This window comes from Halorarius litoreus, assembly GCF_024362405.1.
GTDB classification, from domain to species: Archaea; Halobacteriota; Halobacteria; order Halobacteriales; family Haloarculaceae; genus Halorarius; species Halorarius litoreus.
The window spans coordinates 1,886,180-1,899,675 of the sequence record NZ_CP101454.1 but is presented as its reverse complement, the minus strand read 5'-3'; the positions used below and the strand labels follow the sequence as shown (position 1 = coordinate 1,899,675).

The following is a 13,496-nucleotide window of genomic DNA, read 5'->3' as shown; positions in this document are numbered from 1 at the left end:
CGCTGTGGGTATTTACCGCCCACGTCGTGACGCGTTGCCAACACTATTGACCCGAGTGGCCCTACCCCGAGCCATGAACGAGGCAACGGTCGCATGACCGGCGTCTACGAGCACGCGCTCGGCGACGCGGCCGACGACCTCCACCCGAAGGTCCGCGAGCGGTACGGCATCGGCCCGGACGACGGCGTCGTCTGCGTCGGTCACGGCGAGATGGACATCGACCACGGCACGCTCGCGCTCCCCGCGCTGTACGCGATGCCGGCACGCAACCTCCTGTTCCCCGAGACGGGCGACGACGTGCCGTTCACCGTCACGACGACCGGCTGGCGCGATGCCGGCCGCGAGGTGCTGACCACGCGCCGCGAGTTCGAGTTCGATTCGACGCGCCGCGTGTTCGACTCGCTCACCGTCTGGGACCACGACCGGGAACGGCTGTTCGACTTTCTGGGAACGGGGGGACTGCTCGCCTCCGAACTCCATCCGCGTGTCGAGGACGGCGCGCTCGCCGTCGACGGCGGCAAACAGTGGCTCCACGTCGGCGGCCGCTACGTCCCGCTGCCCGGTCCCACGGCGGCGACGGTGACCGTCCGCGACCGCTACGACGACGACGAGGAGCAGTACCACGTCCTCGGCACCGTCGAGAGCCCGCTCGTGGGCCGAATCCTGCGCTATCAGGGGACGTTCACGCAGACGCTCGAGGAGTGGGAGCGGGTGCCACCGGCCCTGAAACCGACACGCGGGCTCGCCTCGCTCCCACCGTGACCACGACCCGGCGACTCCCGCGAATCACCGGCCCCCGGGTGCGTGGGACGGACGTGGCCGTCACCGACCTCTCGGCGGGTGTCGGTGCCGTCGCGTGGGTCGCAGCGACGCTCGTCGGCGGCCTCGGCCCCATCGACCGGGCGCTCGCACTCGCCCCGCTCGTGCTCGTCCCGCTGGGGCTCGGCGTCGCCCTCTCGGGGACCATCGACCGCCGGACCCGCCGACGCCGTGCGGTCGCCGTCCGCTGGCAGCCCGTCGGCGCGCTCGCGCTCCTCGGCTCGCTCCTGTGGTCCGGTTCGGGCTGGGTCGCAGCCCTCCTCGCCGTTCCGTGGCTGGTCGTGACCGGCCTGCTGGGACTCGTCGCCCTGGGTCGCATCGAGCATCGCGGGCCGTGGCCGCTCGCTGAAACCGTAATCGACGCGGGACTGGCGTACGTCTCGGTCGGCGCCGTCGCGCTCGTTCTCTCCACGCTCGGCGTCACGCTCTGGTTCGAGCCGGTCATCGTACGCCTCACGGCGGTCCACTTCCACTACGCCGGGTTCGTCCTCCCGGTGGCGACGGGACTGGTCGGCCGGGTCGCCCCCGGCCGCGGCTACCGCGTCCTCGCCGCCGTCGTCCTCGTCGGGCCCGCGCTCATCGCGGTCGGCATCTCGTTCTCGCCGGTCGTCGAACTCGTCGCAGTCGGTGGGTTCACCGCCGCGGTCGCCGCCCTCGGCGGCTACGTCGTCCTCGCGGTCGCACCAACTCGTCCCCGCACACAGGGCGTGCTGCTCGCGGCGTCCGCGCTGGCCCTCCCCGTCTCGATGCTGCTGGCGCTCGGCTACGCCGTCGCCGTATTCACAGGAGGCGACCTCGGGCTCGGCATCGGTACGATGGTCGCGCTCCACGGCTCGCTCAACGCCTTCGGTTTCGGCCTGCTGGCGATGGTCGGGTGGCGGCTGTCGGTGCCGAGCGTGACGGGCCGCTCAGTGGCCAGAAGAAACTGATTACTCGGGGGGTAGCCACCAGTTAGTGACGGCCGGGGCGTCCGCGGACCCCGTCGATGCCCACGGTGGGGGCTGAATTGTCGCAGGGGGCTGGAACGGACGACTACTTATGGTACCCGACGGCCCACGCGGACCCATGTTCGCCCGTACGCTTCCGGCCCTCGCAGTCGCACTCCTGCTCGTTCTCGCTGGCTGTAGTGGCGCCGGGGGCCCCGGGGCGGCCGACACGGCGACACCCGTGGCCCCGACCGGCAACGACGGCGCCACGACCGGGGCGGCTGGCGGCGGCGATGCAGCCCTCGACCTGACCGACCCGGAGAGCACGCTGCGGTCCGCGGAGAGCTTCACCGCGGCGTGGCGCTACAGCGGCACGGACGCCGACGGCGTCGAGAGTACGGTGGCGTACACCTACCGGGCCGACCTGGAGGCGAGCCGCGCCCACATCGTGGTGACCTCCGAGCAGGCTGGCGAGCCCGCTGGGGGCTCGTTCGAGCGGTTCATCGCCGACGGCATCGCGTACACGCAGGTCGGCAGCGGTGACGCCGTGTTCTACCAGGCAGAGCCACAGGCGGACTTCGACGTCCTCTCGGAGTCGCTGGCGCGGACGACCGTCTACGACACCGACACGGACAGCCTCGAGAAGGTGGGGACCGAGACGTACAACGGCGTCCGCGTCGACCGGTACGAGCTGTCGGCCAACGCGTCGACGATCTGGACCGGGATGGCGACCGTCGGCTCTCAGCCCAGCGACTTCGACGAGTTCGACGTCGACTACGTCGTGCTGGTCGACGCCGACGGGCTCGCCCGCTACGAGTCGTGGACGTTCGACGGCACGACGAACGACGGACAGCGCGTGAACGGGGCGTGGGAGTACTCGCTCTCCGGTGTGGGGTCGACGACCGTCGAGGCCCCCGACTGGCTCGACGACGCGCGGGCACAGACCGGCAACTGAGGCTCAGTTCGCGGGTGACTGCTCGCTCTCCACCGTTCGCTCTAGCACGTACGTGGTCTCGGGGTGCGGTTCGCCCCCGATAGTGGTCTCGGCCTCACCGACCGGCTCGAACCCGAACGCGCGGTAAAACGCGTTCCCCGGCTCGTTCTCGGTTAGCACCATCGCCTGGAGCGTCTCGGCGCCGCGGTCGAACAGCGCGTCGCGGGTCGCCGTCAGGAGCTCGCCACCGAGCCCCCGGCCACGGTGGTCGGGGTCGACGTACAGCCGGAGGACGTGGCCCGTCGCCGCCGAGAGCACGGCGTGGGAGAAGCCGACGACACCACCCTCGTCGGCGACGAGCACGAGCGCACGCGGCCGGGCGATGTCGTCGGCCAGCCGGTCGGGGGCGTACCACTCGTCGACGCGGTCCGTGACCGTCTCGCGGCTCACGACGGCCGGCGGGTCCGCCGCCCACGAGTGCCGGGCCACCTCACGGATCGCCTCGATGTCGTCGCGGGTCGCCTCTCTGATTGACATACGACAACAAGCGTCACGCTTCGGATTAGGCGTTTCGCCGGGAGTGGCGGCTCACCGGGAGTGGCCACCGCCCCGGGAGAGAGCGTCTCGCCGGGAAGACCGGGGGTCGATTGATACTCCCGGGCGTCCAATCCGAGGGGATAGATGTCTCGCACACCACCGGACACCGTCGCCGACCCGGTCCGCGTCGGCGTGCTCAGCCTCCACGAGAGCAAGGAGACGAAGGCCATCCTGAACGCGGTCGAGGCGCTCGGCCACCGGCCGGAGTGGCTCCGCGAGGAGAACACCGTCGTCCGGTTCGACGACGGGGCGGTGCGGCTCATCCCCGACGTCGACATCGTCGTCAACCGGCTGCTGCTCTCGAACACCGACCAGCCGGCCGAGGAGCTGGGGCTGGCGATGACGCTTGACCGCGTGCGACCGATGCTCAACCGACCGGCTGCGACGGCCCTGGCTGCCCACAAGACCGCGACGGCCGCGGCGATGGTCGGCGCGCACCTCCCGGTGCCGCGGACGGCGCTCGCGCTCAGCAGCGAGACGCTCAACCGCATCCGCGAGGAGTTCGGCGAGGAAGTGGTCTACAAGACCGCCATCGGCACCCACGGCGGCGGCGCGTGGAAGCTCGGACAGAACGAACTCGTCACCGCCAAGGTCGGGAAGCGTCGGGCGTTCATCCAGGAGCTCATCGGCCGGCCCGGCCAGCGGCCGCGCGACCTCCGGGTGTATCTCGTCGACGGCGAGGTCGTCGGCGCGATGGTTCGCATCGCCGCCGCGGGCGACTGGCGGGCGAACGTCGCGCTCGGCGGTGACGTCGAGGACGCGACCGACCGGGCACCCCCGGCCGTGCTGGAGATCGCCCGGGAGGCGGCCGCGACGGTCGGGCTCGACATGGCCGGTGTCGACCTCATCGAGGGCGCCGACGGCTGGTACGTCCTCGAAGTGAACCCCACGGCCGGGTTCAAGGGGCTCTACCGGGCGACGGGCCGAAGTCCCGCGCCGTACATCGCGCAGCTGGCCATCGAGCGGGCGGGTGGGAGCGTCTCGCCCGAGCGGGTCGACCAACTGGCGTCGACGCTCGACGACTCACGGCCGAGCTGTACGCCGACGCCCGAGGCGATGGCGTTCGAGGAGCCGACGACCATCGGGTTCACCGAGTACGTCGCTATCAGCGGCACGACGGGAACGAAGACGGTGGTCGCGAAGTCCGACTCGGGCGCGGCGCGGACGAGCATCGACCTCCGGCTGGCCGCCGACATCGGTGCCGGCCCCATCCACACCATCTCGCGGGCCCGGTCGGGCAGTACGAAACAGCGGCGGAGTCGCCCGGTGGTCGACCTCGTCATCGGCATTCAGGGCGACCAGCACACCGTCTCCGCGAACATCGAGGACCGCGGGCACATGACCCATCCCGTCTTGCTCGGCCGGGACGTCCTCAAACACTACCGGCTGGACGTGAGCCGGCAGATCGAGGACCACGACGAGTACCAGGCCGACGAGTGACCGGTCGGTCGGCACATCGGCCCGCCGAACGACAGAAATACACGGACGACGTAGAGGAACGTAAGATTCCTCCGGCGTGAGCGGTCGTGTTCCAGCCGACCGGTCGGCCTACAGCACGCTCACGAGCCACCTACACGCCGCCCGGAGTCCTCCACCATCATGTCCAGCAAGACCGACGAGCTCCGAGAGCTGTTCGCCCGACTGACCACCGAAACGACGTTCACCGAACACCAGCAGCACGACAGCCACACGCTTCCGAGCGAGCGCCAGCTCGACACCGCGCTCCGGCGCCTCGTCACGGAGATGCGCGACGAGTACGGCTTCCGCACGTCGCTCGACGACGACGCGCTGGTGACGGTCGTCCGCGCGTTCTACGCCGACACCGACGATGCCGCCATCGCCGACGAACTCGGGGTCGGAACCGGCGTCGTCCGTCGCGCCCGGCTCCACCTCCACCTGTTCCGCGAGACGGACAGGAAGGGGGCGGTCGACCTTCGGGCGCTCGCGACGGCGCTCGACGCCGGCCACACCGTCGAAGAGTGTGCCGTCGAACTCGACGCCAGCGAGACCGCGGTCGAGCGCGCCCGGCAGGTGCTGGAAGCGCGCAGACAGGCCCAGCGGAGCGGCTACCACTACCCCCTGGCGTTCGAGTCGCTGCTCGACGAGGCGGGGCTCCCCCGCGAGGTCTCGGCCGCGCGCAGACGCGACCGCGACGCGCTCGTCGACGTGTTCGACTGAGTCTTCTGACCGGCTGCGAGATTATGTTCGCGGCCGACGTATAGCGACGGCATGGCCGACAAAATCGGGATTCTTGGGAGCGGGGACGTGGGACGTGCGCTCGCGACGGGCTTCGCCCGGCACGGCTGGGACGTCCTCGTCGGCACGCGTAGTCCCGACGAGCTCGCGGCGTGGGCCGAGGAGGCCGGCGTCGCGGCCGGCTCGTTCGCCGACGCCGCAGGCTACGGCGACGTCGCAGTGCTCGCGGTTCGCGGCGACGCCGTCGAGGACGTCCTCGACCTCGCAGGGGCCGAGCGGTTCACGGGCACGCTCGTCCTCGACGCGACGAACCCGCTCGATTTCTCGACGGGCGACGCCCACCTCCTGTTCGGGGGGACGGACTCGCTCGGTGAACGCGTCCAGGCGACGCTCGCCGACGCGTACGTCGTGAAGTGTTTCAACACCGTCTCGAACGCCCAGATGGTCGACCCCGAGTTCGAGGCCGAGACGCCGCCGATGTTCATCTGTGGCGACCACACGGACGCGAAAGCGAAGACCGCCGAGATACTCGCCGACCTCGGCTGGCCGGAGGTCCGCGACGTCGGCGACATCAGGTCCGCGCGCTATCTGGAGGCGCTGGTGCCGCTGTGGGTGCGACTGGCAGGTGACCTCGAGACCTACGGCCACGCGTTCACGGTCGTCCAGTAGAAGTGTGGGTGGGCGCTACGCCGGCGAGAGCCCGTGGTCCTCACGGGCGTGTGCGAGGAGGGCCTCCGTCGACTCGAAGGTGGCTCCGCAGCTACACGAGTGGTACGAACCCTCCATGGCCGCCCCGGTGGCGGACTGCTGGCGTGTCGCCATGGTTAATTGCTTATTGTACATCATAGGTATAATAGGTTTCCATCGAACAGCCCCGGGGGTCGTGGTGCCGGCCCTCACGGACGTACCGCTGCCACCCACGAATATGCCGCCAATCAGCGCCCGAGCCGGTCGCGAAGCCGCCCGACCAGCCCGTTGTCGTCCCCGTCGTGACCCCCATCCTCCGCCACCCCGAGTTCCCGCGCGAGCGCGTCGAGTTCCGCCTCGTCGAACCGGTCGTCGTCCCGGCGCTCGGCGAGCCACTCGCGCCACGCCTCGTCGGTCATCGGCCCGCTCGCGTCGCCGTCGTCACCCCACCGGAATGCCAGTTCCTCCCGGTCGCGAAACGGGATGTCCATGTCGCCGCCACCCCAGTAGAGCGGCGAGAGGGTGAACCCCTCGCCCTCTCCGGGAACGAACCGGTACGGGTAGCCGCCGAACAGGAACACGTCGTCGGGCGTCACCGTCTCGTCGGTGGGCAGTTCGAGTGTCTCCATCGTCAGCCACTACGGCCGCGCGACGGATGACGGTTGGGCCCGACTGCCTGTGGATACGGTGGTGGGTCCCGACGGGAACCCGCCGGCGTGCTCGATCGCGACACGTCCGTTCCAGCCGTCCGTCGAAACCCCATCGAGAGATAATCGTTCTCAGGTGAGTATAAAACGTCTAAAAGATTCTAACGCGTTCGTAAAACCACCACGAACGGAGTAGTACCACCGGACCGGCGGTGAATCGACCCGAAATCGTGCCAACGATATTTCCATTATATGGGGTCAGGGGGCGTACGGATGGGTGGAGCCACACACCATGTCCACGTCCGAATCACCGAGCACCCTCCCGCTCTCCGACGTCGCCTCGCCGCTCGACAGCCTCGCTGACGCCCTCGGGACGTTCGTCAGCTTCGTCGCCTTCTGGGTCGGCACCCTCCTCCCGCTGTCGTACGTGCCCCTGCTCGCAGGCGGTGTCCTGAGCACGCGCCCGCTCGCGTTCGGCGCCCTGCTCCTCGTGAACATCGTGGCCATGGTCCTCGGCCACAGCCACAAGCGCCCTGCCTGAGTTCCCGATCCCGACGGCCCCCGTCCGGCTCCACGCCCTCCATCCTCCTCCCGCATCCACTCCGCGAGAAGAACCGCCAGAGAGCGGCCGCTCTCGAAGCGTAGATCGCGAACGGAAAAGGGAGCACTCGATGGTGGCCGAGCGCGGGAGCGGGCGGGAGCAGTCTGGAGGCCGCTACCGTCTCGTACCGACCTCAACGCTGTCACCGATGATGTACGCCTCGGGGTTGTCCTCGTCGTACATACAGATGTCATCACCGCCGGTCAGCTCGAAGTGGCAGAGATTCTGCCCGGGGAGCTGCGGGTGGCGGTCGGTCCGTTCCCACGGCTGGGACGTGCGGCCGGTGTTCATCGTCATCGGGCCACCTCCGTCGTCGAGCGGAGCGGCTGGTCGGTTGGCTGGTCGAAGTCGGTCTGCTTCTGCCCGTCTGCGGTGACAGCGGACAGCGCGGTGCTGGTTGCGTGGCGCATCCACCCGTGTAGAACCAGGAGTTGATAAAAGGGATTCTGGCAAGGGCATCGAAACGTCGCGCTCGACCGCTGCCCTCGTGGTGATGACCCCCTGAACGGCCGTGTCTCACTCCGACGGCGGGTTCGGGTGGACAACGAGCACGGGGACGTCGGTCAGTCGGACGACCCGCTCGGTGACGCTCCCGAGCAGGAACCGGTCGAGCCCACGACGGCCGTGCGTGCCCATCACCACGAGGTCGATGTCGTGTTCGTCGATGTACTCGAGGATACCCGTGTGCGGTGGGCCGCTGACGACGGCGCTCTCGATCGTCCGGACCTCGGCGTTCTCCGCTTGCTGGGCGACGCGCTCGATGGCGGCACGGCCCTGTCGTTCGAGGGTTTCGAGAATCCGTCCGCCGTTGGGTGAGGGCGGGAGCGTTACCGGGTCGACGACGTGCACGACGTGCAGCGCCGCATCGTAGCGCACCGCGTGGTCGATGGCGTGCTCGACCGCAGCTTCGGCCGCGTCGCTACCGTCGGTCGGAACGAGAACGTCTCGGTACATGCGGGACCGTACGCGACGTGTCACTATAGCGATGTAGCTCGGTCCCCGGAAACTGAGACTGGGCGCAGTCGCTGGTGGGGACGCGGGTGAGTCGAGAAGCGCCACCTCCAGGGCTCGAACCTGGGACCACCTCGTTAACAGCGAGGTGCTCTACCAACTGAGCTAAGGCGGCTTATCTCCACATAATCCGATTTGCCTCTTATGGATTTCGCTTCGATTCGCGGCGCGACAGGCGTTCACAGGGTTCGACCACGGCGCGCCCACGGCACTGAAGCGAGACACAAGTAGCGACCTACAGAACAGTACATACTGTGAAACCCCATAGCCCATCAAACAGTCGAGGCAGCCGAGATGCGTGCTATCCAACCCTCCGATTCCCACAATCTTGGAATTATCTTGCAATACTATCCTCACTCCATCCCTCCCTTCAGTCGTGAACAGCCAATGAATGGATACGCAATCGTACTGGCGTCCGGCAAGCTCGAACGGCTCCAGGCAGTCGGCAACATCGCGGCCATCGCGGCGGCCTCCGAGATACCGGTGGACGTGTTCGCCACGATGGACGGTCTCGAAGCGTTCGACCGCGAGACCATCGCGAACATGGACTTCGAGATCGGCCCCGTGGGGCAGGCGATGATGACCGCCGAGCACATGGACATGGCGCTGTTCAACGAGAACCTCGCCCGCGCGAAGGAACTCGGCCCCATCCACGTCTACGCCTGCGAGCTGTCGATGGACGCGCTCGGGAAGACCCTGGAGGACTACGACGACGTCTTCGACGACGTCCTCGGCGTCTCCGGCTTCCTCCGCCACGCCGCCGACAAACAGGTCATGTTCGTCTGACCTCGTACCGCATCCGACCACACCACAACGACACCCATCCCACACGACAATGACCACCGACATCACCCCCGACGTAACCGTTGACTCCCGCGGCGCGACCTGCCCCGGTCCCCTGATGGACCTCATCGGCAAGGTCCGCAAGGCCGACCCGGGCACCGTCTTCGAGCTGCAGACCACCGACAGCTCCTCCAGCCACGACGTCTCCGAGTGGGTCGACAAGGCCGGCCACGAGCTGCTCGGTGTCGTCGAACACGGCGACGAGGGCTACTGGTCCGTCTTCGTCGAGACCACGGCCTGAATCGCCCGCTGACCACCGGTTTCCATCCCACACCATGACAGAGAACATCGTCATCGTCGGCGGCGGCACCGGCGGCACCGTGCTCGCCAACCGCCTCACCGACGACCTCGCAGCCGAGATCGACGCGGGCGACGTCCGCGTGACGCTCGTCACCGACACGCCCGAACAGACGTACAAGCCGGCGTTCCTCTACGTCGCGTTCGGCAAGAAGACGCTCGCCGAGGCCCGCCGCCCCGTCGCTGACCTCGTCGACACCTCCCGCGTCGACCTCCGCATCGACCGCGTCACCGGCATCGACACCGACGCGAAGCACCTCGACCTCGACGGCGACCTCCGAAGACTCGACTACGACCACCTCGTGCTCGCGATGGGCGCCCAGCTCGTCCCCGACGAGGTACCGGGACTCGTCGAGGGGGGCCACCACTTCTACGGCCCCGAGGGCGCCGAGGCGCTGCGCGACGCGCTCGCCGAGTTCACCGAGGGCCACCTCGTGCTCTCGGTCGTCGGCGTCCCGCACATGTGTCCGGCCGCACCCGTCGAGTTCGTGCTGATGGCCGACGCGTGGTTCCGGGAGCGTGGCCTGCGCGACGACATCGACATCACGTACACCTACCCCATCCAGCGCGCGCACGGCATCAAGTCCATCGCGGAGTGGGCGACCGAGGAGTTCGCCGAGCGCGACATCCGGCTGGAGACGTTCTTCAACGCCGACGAAGTCGACCCCGAGAACAGGACCATTCACACCCTCGAGGGCACGGAGCTCGACTACGACCTGCTCGTCGCCATCCCGCCGCACGCGGGCAACGACATGATCCGCGAGGCGGGCCTCGGTGACGACGGCTGGGTCGCCGTCGACAAGCACACGCTCGAAGCCAAAGACGCCGAGAACGTCTACGCCATCGGTGACGTGGCCGACGTCCCGACCTCGAAAGCCGGCAGCGTCGCCCACTACGAGGCGGGCGTCGTCGCCGACCGACTGGCCGCCACGGTCCGGGGACAGCTCCCCACCGCGACGTTCGACGGCAAGACCGTCTGCTTCATCGAGAGCGGGATGGACGAGGCCACGTTCGTCGAGTTCGCCTACGGCGACGAGCCCGTCGTCCGCGAGCCGTCGACGCTCCTCCACTGGGGGAAGCTCGCGTACAACGAGTCCTACTGGCTGACCGCCCGGGGGCTCCTCTGAGGTGACTGAGATGGGAGAGCAGACATCCGAAGAGATGCAGGTCGATGAATCGGCCGAGCAGTCGGCCGAGGAGACCGAGACGGTGGAGCCACCGACGGAGACGGCCGACGCCGAGGCGGCACGGCAGGCGCTCGAAGCAGCCATCGCCGACAACCCGGAGGAGGTCGTCGCGTTCGTCGAGCGACTCGGGCTGGTCAACGACTTGCTCGACACCACGTCGCTCGCGACGGCGGCGCTCGACGACCGGATGGTGATGGAACTCGCCGAGACGTCGTCGCTGCTGGCCGAATCTGCAGACGGGCTCGCGACGCCCGAGACGGTCCAGCTCGCTGGCTCGCTCGGCGAGAACGCGGCGGACCTCGACGCGGCGCTCGGGACGCTCGTCCGCCTCCAACAGACGGGGACGCTCGACGAGCTGGCCCAGCTCGCCGACGGACTGACGCTCGCGACGGCGGCGCTCGACGACGAGATGGTCCAGTCGCTCGCGCGCACGGGCAGCCGGCTGGGAGAGGTGGTCGACACCGCAGCCGAGCCCGAGACGGCACGCGGGCTGCAGCGGGCGCTCTCGGCCGTGGGGGCGGCCGAGCGCGAGGGAGCCGAGCCGCTCGGCGCGGTGGGACTGGTCCGGGCGCTCCGGGACGAGGAGGTTCGCCGTGGGATGGGGTTCCTCGTCGCGCTGGCGCGCGGACTCGGCCACGAGCCCGGCGACGAGACGACCGACCGCTGACCGTCGGCGCTTTTTCGATGGCTTGCCCCGAGAGCCGACGAGTCACGGAACTTACCATAGAGGCCTCCAAAAGGAGAGGTATCCATGCCAGACGACAGGCGGGGCGCGACCCCGGAGGCGGCCCGGGCGGCGCTCGACCGGGCCATCGAGGAGAAGCCGGGGGCAGTCATCGACTTCGTCGAGCGGCTGGACCGGGCGAACGCCGTCCTCGACACCACGTCGCTCGCCACCTCGGCGATAGACGACACCCTCGTCAACGGCCTCGCGGAGACGAGTTCTGCGCTGCTCGGTGGGGATGGAAACGGGGGGTCGGCCGGGACGCTCGCCACCGCGATCGGCACGAACCCGGCCGACCTCGAACGTGCGCTCCGGACGCTCTCGCGACTGGAGCGCGACGGGACGCTCGACGAGCTCGCCGCCACCGGCGAGACACTCCGGGAGGTCGAGGACGCCGTCGGCGACGACGCGGTAGCGCTGGCGAGCGACCCCGAGGTCGCCGGCGACGTGGGGCGGCTGCTGCGAGCGGTCGAGGCGGCAGGCGAGGAGGAGACAGAGCTGGGGACGCTGGGGCTCCTGCAGTCGCTCCGTGACGAGGAGGTCCAGCAGGGACTCTCCTATCTGGTGGCGCTCGCTCGTGAAATCGGGGAGCAGCAGGACGACGACACGGTGTAGCCGTCGAACTCCGCGCATCGACACGTTTTCACGACCGCTCGGCCAACCCCGGATATGAGTGAGTTCGCGGCCGTCGTCGACGCCGTCCGGGCACGAGTCGTCCCGGACGACGCAGAGCGCGCGCGGCTCGACGCGGTCGCCGCGACCCTCCGGGAGCGAGCCGAAGCCGCCGTCGCCGACCTCGCAGTCGACGCCGACGTGTTGCTCGTCGGCTCGACGGCGAGAGGGACGTGGCTGGCCGGCGACCGCGACATCGACCTGTTCGTCCGCTTCCCCGCCGACCTCCCCCGGGAGAAGCTCGAAGCGTACGGGCTGGAGGTGGGCCACACCGTCCTCCCCGAGGGCCACGAGGAGTTCGCCGAACACCCGTACGTGAAGGGCTCGTTCGAGGGGTTCGACGTGGACCTCGTCCCCTGTTACGACGTCGCGACCGCCAACGACATCCAGTCGGCGGTCGACCGGACGCCGTTCCACACCGCCTACCTCGAAGCGCGACTCGACGACGACCTCGCCGACGAGGTCCGGGTGGCGAAGGCGTTCCTGAAAGCCGTCGGTGCGTACGGCTCCGACCTCCGCACACAGGGGTTCGCGGGCTACCTGACCGAACTGCTGGTGCTCGAACACGGCGGCTTCCGGGAGCTCGTCGAGGCCGCTGCCGACTGGCAGCCTCCCGTCGTCTTCGACCCCGAGTCCCACGGCCGGAAATCGTTCGACGACGCGCTCGTCGTCGTCGACCCGACGGACCCCGAGCGGAACGTCGCGGCCGCCCTCTCCGAACGGAACTTCGCACGGCTCGTCCACTACGCGCGCGACCTGCTCGCGGACCCCCGCGAGGCGCTGTTCGAGCCCCGGACGCTCGACCCGCTCGACGCTGAGGACGTTCGCGAGCACCTCCGGGCGCGGGGCACCCACCCGGTCGCGGTGCGGTTCGACGCCCCCGACGTCGTCGAGGACCAGCTCTACCCACAGCTCGACAAGTCGCTCGGCGGGCTGGCGGGCGAGCTCGACCGCCGCGGGTTCGCGCCCCTCCGCTCGCTGCGCGTGGCGAACGAGACCGCGGTGCTGTTCGTGGAGTGTTCGGTCGCCGAACTCCCCGCAATCGAGCGCCACGGCGGGCCGCCGGTCGGCGTCCGCGAGCACGCCGAAGGGTTCTACGAGGCCTATCGAGACACCGACGCCTACGGCCCGTTCCTGGACGGCGACCGCTACGCCGTCGAGCGAGAGCGGGAGTTCCGCACGCCCGAGGCGTTCGCCGCGAGCGACGCGCTGTTCGATGTCGCGCTCGGCCCGCACGTGGAGTCGGCGCTCGAAGAGGGCTACGAGGTGCTCACGGGCGAAGAGGTGGCGGAACTGGCCGACGAGTTCGGTCGGGAGCTGGCGGCGTACTTCGACCCGGTTCCCTGACGCGGACG

General features: G+C 69.3%; 17 protein-coding genes and 1 tRNA gene. 13 read left to right on the top strand and 5 right to left on the bottom strand.

All coding sequences use genetic code 11. From position 1 onward, the window contains the following. Nucleotides 1-93: 93 nt before the first annotated feature. From NL126_RS09705 to NL126_RS09695, 3 genes are all read left to right on the top strand, one after another. Nucleotides 94-762 carry a DUF4166 domain-containing protein gene (locus tag NL126_RS09705; protein WP_255198718.1) on the top strand — a complete coding sequence of 223 codons (669 nt, stop codon included), beginning with the start codon at nucleotides 94-96 and terminating at the stop codon, nucleotides 760-762. Continuing rightward, a complete protein-coding gene (locus NL126_RS09700; RefSeq protein WP_255198717.1) occupies nucleotides 759-1,748 on the top strand; it encodes a YndJ family protein in 990 nt (329 codons plus the stop codon). Before NL126_RS09705 ends, NL126_RS09700 begins: the two co-directional genes overlap by 4 nt. Nucleotides 1,749-1,884: 136 nt before the next feature. Continuing rightward, complete coding sequence (locus tag NL126_RS09695) at nucleotides 1,885-2,700, top strand: DUF7537 family lipoprotein (protein ID WP_255198716.1); 816 nt, start codon at nucleotides 1,885-1,887, stop codon at nucleotides 2,698-2,700. Nucleotides 2,701-2,703: 3 nt separating this feature from the next. On the opposite strand, the gene NL126_RS09690 is transcribed toward NL126_RS09695, so the two are convergent. Beyond that, on the bottom strand, nucleotides 2,704-3,216 hold the full coding sequence (locus NL126_RS09690; protein ID WP_255198715.1) for a GNAT family N-acetyltransferase: 513 nt from the start codon (nucleotides 3,214-3,216) through the stop codon (nucleotides 2,704-2,706). A 144-nt stretch (nucleotides 3,217-3,360) separates the two neighbouring features. Between NL126_RS09690 and NL126_RS09685 the strand changes: the two genes are divergently transcribed. The 3 genes from NL126_RS09685 (at nucleotide 3,361) to NL126_RS09675 (ending at nucleotide 6,141) form a co-directional block, all read left to right on the top strand. Next, nucleotides 3,361-4,716 carry an ATP-grasp domain-containing protein gene (locus NL126_RS09685; protein WP_255198714.1) on the top strand — a complete coding sequence of 452 codons (1,356 nt, stop codon included), beginning with the start codon at nucleotides 3,361-3,363 and terminating at the stop codon, nucleotides 4,714-4,716. A gap of 159 nt (nucleotides 4,717-4,875) precedes the next feature. Continuing rightward, nucleotides 4,876-5,454, top strand: coding sequence for a hypothetical protein (locus NL126_RS09680; protein WP_255198713.1), 579 nt, complete (start codon nucleotides 4,876-4,878; stop codon nucleotides 5,452-5,454). 51 nt (nucleotides 5,455-5,505) lie between these two features. After that, nucleotides 5,506-6,141, top strand: a complete 636-nt coding sequence (locus NL126_RS09675; protein WP_255198712.1) for an NADPH-dependent F420 reductase — start codon at nucleotides 5,506-5,508, stop codon at nucleotides 6,139-6,141. Nucleotides 6,142-6,407: 266 nt separating this feature from the next. Here the strand turns inward: NL126_RS09675 and NL126_RS09670 are convergent, their stop codons facing one another. Further along, a complete protein-coding gene (locus tag NL126_RS09670) occupies nucleotides 6,408-6,788 on the bottom strand; it encodes a hypothetical protein (protein WP_255198711.1) in 381 nt (126 codons plus the stop codon). Nucleotides 6,789-7,098: 310 nt separating this feature from the next. On the opposite strand from NL126_RS09670, the gene NL126_RS09665 reads away from it, so the two are divergent. Beyond that, a complete protein-coding gene (locus tag NL126_RS09665; RefSeq protein WP_255198710.1) occupies nucleotides 7,099-7,347 on the top strand; it encodes a DUF8028 family protein in 249 nt (82 codons plus the stop codon). A 174-nt stretch (nucleotides 7,348-7,521) separates the two neighbouring features. Here the strand turns inward: NL126_RS09665 and NL126_RS09660 are convergent, their stop codons facing one another. From NL126_RS09660 to NL126_RS09650, 3 genes are all read right to left on the bottom strand, one after another. After that, nucleotides 7,522-7,704 carry a hypothetical protein gene (locus NL126_RS09660; RefSeq protein ID WP_255198709.1) on the bottom strand — a complete coding sequence of 61 codons (183 nt, stop codon included), beginning with the start codon at nucleotides 7,702-7,704 and terminating at the stop codon, nucleotides 7,522-7,524. Between the two features lie 219 nt (nucleotides 7,705-7,923). Then, nucleotides 7,924-8,361: a universal stress protein gene (locus tag NL126_RS09655; RefSeq protein WP_255198708.1), complete on the bottom strand. Its 438-nt coding sequence runs from the start codon at nucleotides 8,359-8,361 to the stop codon at nucleotides 7,924-7,926. 99 nt (nucleotides 8,362-8,460) lie between these two features. Further along, nucleotides 8,461-8,533 (bottom strand) — tRNA-Asn (locus NL126_RS09650). Nucleotides 8,534-8,805: 272 nt separating this feature from the next. Between NL126_RS09650 and NL126_RS09645 the strand changes: the two genes are divergently transcribed. From NL126_RS09645 to cca, 6 genes are all read left to right on the top strand, one after another. Beyond that, the gene (locus tag NL126_RS09645; RefSeq protein ID WP_255198707.1) at nucleotides 8,806-9,204 is read left to right on the top strand and encodes a DsrE family protein; all 399 of its coding nucleotides are present in this window, start codon (nucleotides 8,806-8,808) and stop codon (nucleotides 9,202-9,204) included. A gap of 49 nt (nucleotides 9,205-9,253) precedes the next feature. Further along, complete coding sequence (locus NL126_RS09640; RefSeq protein WP_255198706.1) at nucleotides 9,254-9,502, top strand: sulfurtransferase TusA family protein; 249 nt, start codon at nucleotides 9,254-9,256, stop codon at nucleotides 9,500-9,502. A 34-nt stretch (nucleotides 9,503-9,536) separates the two neighbouring features. Next, nucleotides 9,537-10,685, top strand: coding sequence for an NAD(P)/FAD-dependent oxidoreductase (locus NL126_RS09635; RefSeq protein WP_255198705.1), 1,149 nt, complete (start codon nucleotides 9,537-9,539; stop codon nucleotides 10,683-10,685). Nucleotides 10,686-10,695: 10 nt separating this feature from the next. Further along, nucleotides 10,696-11,412: a helical membrane plugin domain-containing protein gene (locus NL126_RS09630; RefSeq protein WP_255198704.1), complete on the top strand. Its 717-nt coding sequence runs from the start codon at nucleotides 10,696-10,698 to the stop codon at nucleotides 11,410-11,412. 84 nt (nucleotides 11,413-11,496) lie between these two features. Beyond that, nucleotides 11,497-12,084 carry a DUF1641 domain-containing protein gene (locus tag NL126_RS09625; protein WP_255198703.1) on the top strand — a complete coding sequence of 196 codons (588 nt, stop codon included), beginning with the start codon at nucleotides 11,497-11,499 and terminating at the stop codon, nucleotides 12,082-12,084. A gap of 54 nt (nucleotides 12,085-12,138) precedes the next feature. Further along, complete coding sequence (gene cca, locus NL126_RS09620; protein ID WP_255198702.1) at nucleotides 12,139-13,488, top strand: CCA tRNA nucleotidyltransferase; 1,350 nt, start codon at nucleotides 12,139-12,141, stop codon at nucleotides 13,486-13,488. The last annotated feature ends 8 nt before the right edge of the window (nucleotides 13,489-13,496 follow it).

What these genes read in the sequence shown, in the direction of transcription:
- NL126_RS09635 (WP_255198705.1), top strand. Translation starts at nt 9,537, where the DNA reads ATGACAGAGAACATCGTCATCGTCGGCGGCGGCACCGGCGGCACCGTG.
- NL126_RS09680 (WP_255198713.1), top strand. Translation starts at nt 4,876, where the DNA reads ATGTCCAGCAAGACCGACGAGCTCCGAGAGCTGTTCGCCCGACTGACC.
- NL126_RS09705 (WP_255198718.1), top strand. Translation starts at nt 94, where the DNA reads ATGACCGGCGTCTACGAGCACGCGCTCGGCGACGCGGCCGACGACCTC.
- NL126_RS09645 (WP_255198707.1), top strand. Translation starts at nt 8,806, where the DNA reads ATGAATGGATACGCAATCGTACTGGCGTCCGGCAAGCTCGAACGGCTC.
- NL126_RS09625 (WP_255198703.1), top strand. Translation starts at nt 11,497, where the DNA reads ATGCCAGACGACAGGCGGGGCGCGACCCCGGAGGCGGCCCGGGCGGCG.
- NL126_RS09690 (WP_255198715.1), bottom strand. Translation starts at nt 3,216, where the DNA reads ATGTCAATCAGAGAGGCGACCCGCGACGACATCGAGGCGATCCGTGAG.
- NL126_RS09665 (WP_255198710.1), top strand. Translation starts at nt 7,099, where the DNA reads ATGTCCACGTCCGAATCACCGAGCACCCTCCCGCTCTCCGACGTCGCC.
- NL126_RS09670 (WP_255198711.1), bottom strand. Translation starts at nt 6,788, where the DNA reads ATGGAGACACTCGAACTGCCCACCGACGAGACGGTGACGCCCGACGAC.
- NL126_RS09630 (WP_255198704.1), top strand. Translation starts at nt 10,696, where the DNA reads ATGGGAGAGCAGACATCCGAAGAGATGCAGGTCGATGAATCGGCCGAG.
- NL126_RS09675 (WP_255198712.1), top strand. Translation starts at nt 5,506, where the DNA reads ATGGCCGACAAAATCGGGATTCTTGGGAGCGGGGACGTGGGACGTGCG.
- NL126_RS09695 (WP_255198716.1), top strand. Translation starts at nt 1,885, where the DNA reads ATGTTCGCCCGTACGCTTCCGGCCCTCGCAGTCGCACTCCTGCTCGTT.
- NL126_RS09660 (WP_255198709.1), bottom strand. Translation starts at nt 7,704, where the DNA reads ATGACGATGAACACCGGCCGCACGTCCCAGCCGTGGGAACGGACCGAC.
- cca (WP_255198702.1), top strand. Translation starts at nt 12,139, where the DNA reads ATGAGTGAGTTCGCGGCCGTCGTCGACGCCGTCCGGGCACGAGTCGTC.
- NL126_RS09685 (WP_255198714.1), top strand. Translation starts at nt 3,361, where the DNA reads ATGTCTCGCACACCACCGGACACCGTCGCCGACCCGGTCCGCGTCGGC.
- NL126_RS09655 (WP_255198708.1), bottom strand. Translation starts at nt 8,361, where the DNA reads ATGTACCGAGACGTTCTCGTTCCGACCGACGGTAGCGACGCGGCCGAA.
- NL126_RS09640 (WP_255198706.1), top strand. Translation starts at nt 9,254, where the DNA reads ATGACCACCGACATCACCCCCGACGTAACCGTTGACTCCCGCGGCGCG.